This is a genomic window from Streptomyces sp. 13-12-16 (assembly GCF_002114215.1).
In the GTDB taxonomy this organism is placed as follows: Bacteria; Actinomycetota; Actinomycetes; order Streptomycetales; family Streptomycetaceae; genus Streptomyces.
Genome location: NZ_NCTE01000285.1, coordinates 1 through 4,027 on the forward strand (window position 1 = coordinate 1; position 4,027 = coordinate 4,027).

The window sequence follows — 4,027 nt, forward strand, 5'->3', positions numbered from 1 at the left end:
CGGGTTCGCGGCCCTGGCCGGCATCCGGTCCGGCCCCGGCCCGGACACCGGGGGCGGGCCCGTGGTCACGCCGGTTCCGGGACACCGACGCCTGTCGTGCCGGGCCGCGGACGGGTCCGTCGCCGTACGGTGCTCCGCTGCCGGTCAGGAGGACATCGCGGCGGCACGCCCGGTGCCTGCCCGCGCCTGACGGAGCCGCCGGCCGAGGAGACCGGCGACACGGTCCACGAGCAGCCCGTCGGCCGTGGACGGGTGTCACGAGCGCGTTCGAGAGGGCGTCGTTCCGGGGGCGAGGCCCTTGAGCCGATCGCGTTGTCAGTCCCCCCTGCCATCATCCCGCCATGCTGTACGACGCCTTGGTGGCCGAATCCCGCAGGAACGACTCGCTCGACGACGTGAGGTCCGCCGCGCTCGACCGCGTCCGCTGGCTCGTCGGGCTCCTGGAGCGTCAGCGGACCGAGTTCCGGCAGTCCCTGGGGCACGAGCACCGGCGGTTCAGGGCGGCGGGCGCGGCCACCCAGGCCGAGATCGACGGGCGGCTCGCGGCCTGCGCGGACGAGGAGGGCAGGGCCGCGGTCCTGTGTCTGACGCTGGCCGCCTGCTTCGGCGACACGATGTGGGACTACAGCGCCGAGATCGGGTCTCTCACCGCGCGGGTGCGGGGCTGGACACCCGACGAGGTCGCGGTGATGCTGCTCCGTGCCACCGAGCACGACATGGGCTTCTGGTTCGCGGACTCGCTGGGGTCGGCGCTGGACGCCGCCGACCGGCTCGACGCCGACGGCCGCCGCGCGGTCATGCCCTGGCTGCGGCACGCACACCAGGAGCTCATGGACACCACGGTGGGGGCGAGCACGCGCGCGTCACTCGCCCAGCGCCTGCGAGCACTGCTCGTGAGCGTGGACCAGGCACACATCCCCGAGGGACTGATCCCCGCCGACGCTCCCTGGGCGGCCCCGCTGGGCGACCGGGCGAAGACCGCACCGACAGTGGAACTGGCACGTCTCGTACGTCACCTGGCCGACCCGTCGGGGCCGCGTCCCACACAGAAGTGGCGGCGGACGTGCCTGGGACTCGTGGACGCGGCGTCGGCGCGGGACCTCGTGGCCGACGTCCTGCGGGCCCTGGCCGAGGACGATCCGCTGTGCAGCAGGGGAAACGGTGCGCACACCGGTTGGGTCCACGACGATCACCACTACCACTACCTCGTCCACCAGAACGACGGGGACCTGGCGCGCGGCGTCCTCTGGGCGGCCGCGCTGACCGGCGGCCCGGCCGTGGTGCGGCATCTCGGCACGCTCGCGCTGCGGACCGGCGGTCCCGGGACCGGCGTGGCGGTGGACCTCAAGCTGGCGGGCGCGGCGATCAACGCGCTGGCCGAGACCGGCGATCCGGCCTCTCTGGAGGCCCTGTGGCGGCTGCGGTCCCGGATCAGGCACCGGGCGCTGCGCAAGCAGCTCGACACCGCGCTGGTGACGGCGGCGGGGAAGCAGGGCATCACGGCGGAACAACTCGTCGAGCGCAGCGTGCCGGATCACGGCCTGGCACCGGACGGTTCGCTGGAACGGGAGTGGGGCGGACACCGGGTACGGGTGGCGATCGAGGACGCGAGGACCGTGCGGCTCACCTTCACACGCCCCGACGGGAGGACGTCCCGCACGGCTCCGGCGGCCGTGAAGGACGGCTTCCCGGACGCCCTCGAGGAGTTGAAGGACCTGGCCAGGGAGGTGCGGGGGACGCTGTCGGGCGAGCGGACCCGCGTCGAGGCGCTGATGTCGGCCGGACGCGAGTGGCCGTACGACGAGTGGTGCCGCCACTACCGCGACCATCCGGTCACCGGAACGCTCGTCCGCGGCCTGATCTGGGAGTTCCGGGACGCGGACGGCGAGTGGCGTGCGGTGGCACCGACGGCCGAGCCGCCCGGCGAGCCCGAACGCGTCCGGTTGTGGCATCCGATCCGGGCAGCGACGCACGACATCAGGGCGTGGCGGGAGCGGCTCGTCACCGAGCGGCTGCGGCAGCCGTTCAAACAGGCGTTCCGGGAGGTCTACCTGCTCACCCCGGCGGAGGAGGAGACCGGCGGCTACTCCAACCGGTTCGCCGCCCACATCGTCCACTACCGGCAGCTCTACGCGCTGTTCAAGGAACGCGGCTGGCAGGCCGACTTCCTGGGCCGGCACGAAGGCGGCTACGACGGCCGGGCACGGGCCGAGTTCGGCGACGGAGCGTGGCGGGCCTGCTTCCACCACGAGCCCGCCGACGACGACGGTGATCACGCGCCCGAGCACGCCGCCACGGACCAGGTCCGCTTCGAACGCCGGGACGGCCGGCGCTGGCGGGAGGCTCCGCTGGCCGAGGTGCCCCCGCTGGTGTTCAGCGAGGCGATGCGGGACGTCGACCTCTTCGTCGGCGTGACCTCGATCGCCACCGATCCCGACTGGACCGACCGGGGCGAGGACCGCTACACCGGGTACTGGCGGACGGCCACGTTCGGTGCGTTGACGGCGAGCGCGGAGGTCCGCCGGGAGGCGCTGGAGCGGATCGTGCCGCGGCTGAGGATCGCCGGCCGGTGCACGCTCGACGGCCGCTTCCTGATCGTCCGCGGGGACCTGGGCACGTACCGGATCCACCTGGGCTCGGCCAACGTCCTGATGGAACCGCGCGACGCCTACCTGTGCATCGTCCCGTCACGCGGCAAGGGCGACGGGAAGGTCTTCCTGCCGTTCGAGGACGAACGGCTCTCCCTGATCCTCAGCAAGGCGTTCCTCCTCGCCGCCGACACCAAGATCACCGACAGGTCCATCCTCACGCAGATCGAGCGAGGTGCCTGATGGCCACCGTGACGTTCCGGGACGAGACCGCGGCGGGCGGACCGGTCACCGAGTGGGAGGTCGCCGGGCTGCCGGAACGGATGACCGTACGGGAGTTGATCGGCCTCCGGGTCCGTGAGGAGGTCGCCCGGTACAACAGCCGCCCGAGTCACCACTTCAACGGCCTCGTCCGCCCTGACGACGCCGGGACCGAACCGAACGGCTACCGGCTCCGCAAGCCGCGCCGCATCGACTGGGAGCGCCAGGCGGAGACCGCCGAGCGCGCCTTCCTGGCCAACGGGTTCTTCGTGCTGGCCGGCGACCGCCAGGTGGAGGACCTCGACGAAGTCGTGGACCTCACGGTCGATCCGGACCTCGTCTTCATCAAGCTCGTCGCCCTCGCGGGCGGCTGAGGGACCGGTGGCGCGCGGGCGTGGGTTCGTGATGGTCCGCCGTCCGGCGGGTGGTGCCCCGGGCGCGGGCGGCGCGCGGAAGACTTCATTCAAACAAGTGATCGACATCGCGGCCGATCCCGCTATGATCTTCCACGGCAAGGCCGTAGCGCAGAGGTCGTCGCGCCCTAGCATCAAGCTGGAGGACGTCGGTTCGAATCCGACCGGCCTTGCCGCCCTTGTCGTGGAGGAACGTCGATTGGCGTCGGTCCGTCCTGGGCGGGCGGAGGGCGGTGCCGCCCTCGGCGAGCCGGGCACCGGCGATGGACCGGTGGAGTGGTGATGACGCAGCCGACACCCGTGCGCTGCCCGGCGATCGAGCACCCGGACATCCCGATCAGTGACCCTGTCGGCCTGGACCCGTTGCTGGCCCGGCTGAGGTCGGCCCGGGCGGTGGAGAGCGACGAGACGTTCCCGCTCGGCACCGTGCGCGCGGACGGCCGTGTCGACCTGTGCAAGCAGGGCCTCGGAGCGGCCGGCGCCGCCCGGCTGATGCCCGTCGCCGCCGCATCGCCGCACGCCCGGCACGTCCTGCTCGGCACCAACGCCATCGGCGACGAAGGGGCGTCGACGGTCGCCCGCGCGCTCGCCGACGGCCACGGCCTGCACACGCTCTACCTCGGCTGCAACCGCATCGGCCCGGAAGGCGCCGCCGCGCTCGCCGACGCGCTCTCCGCGGACGACACCGTCCGCGCCCTGTGGCTCAAGCGCAACCCGGTGGGCGACGACGGCGCCGTGGCGCTCGCCGCGACGCTCCGCCGCAAC

At 73.1% G+C, this 4,027-nt stretch carries 4 protein-coding genes and 1 pseudogene; all 5 read left to right on the plus strand.

The window, feature by feature from the left end; genetic code table 11:
* A partial coding sequence (locus tag B7767_RS47270) for a hypothetical protein (RefSeq protein WP_218775789.1) occupies nucleotides 1-190 on the plus strand: 190 nt, incomplete at its 5' end.
* A 151-nt stretch (nucleotides 191-341) separates the two neighbouring features.
* On the plus strand, nucleotides 342-2,831 hold the full coding sequence (locus B7767_RS12430) for a DUF4132 domain-containing protein (RefSeq protein WP_085572249.1): 2,490 nt from the start codon (nucleotides 342-344) through the stop codon (nucleotides 2,829-2,831).
* Nucleotides 2,831-3,223, plus strand: coding sequence for a hypothetical protein (locus tag B7767_RS12435; RefSeq protein ID WP_085572250.1), 393 nt, complete (start codon nucleotides 2,831-2,833; stop codon nucleotides 3,221-3,223). The genes B7767_RS12430 and B7767_RS12435 overlap by 1 nt, the downstream gene beginning before the upstream one ends.
* Before the next feature lie 97 nt (nucleotides 3,224-3,320).
* Complete coding sequence (locus B7767_RS46345; protein ID WP_179167127.1) at nucleotides 3,321-3,545, plus strand: hypothetical protein; 225 nt, start codon at nucleotides 3,321-3,323, stop codon at nucleotides 3,543-3,545.
* Nucleotides 3,545-4,027 (plus strand): annotated as a pseudogene (locus B7767_RS12445) (gala protein); the annotation flags it as partial. The gene B7767_RS46345 and the pseudogene B7767_RS12445, both read left to right, overlap by 1 nt.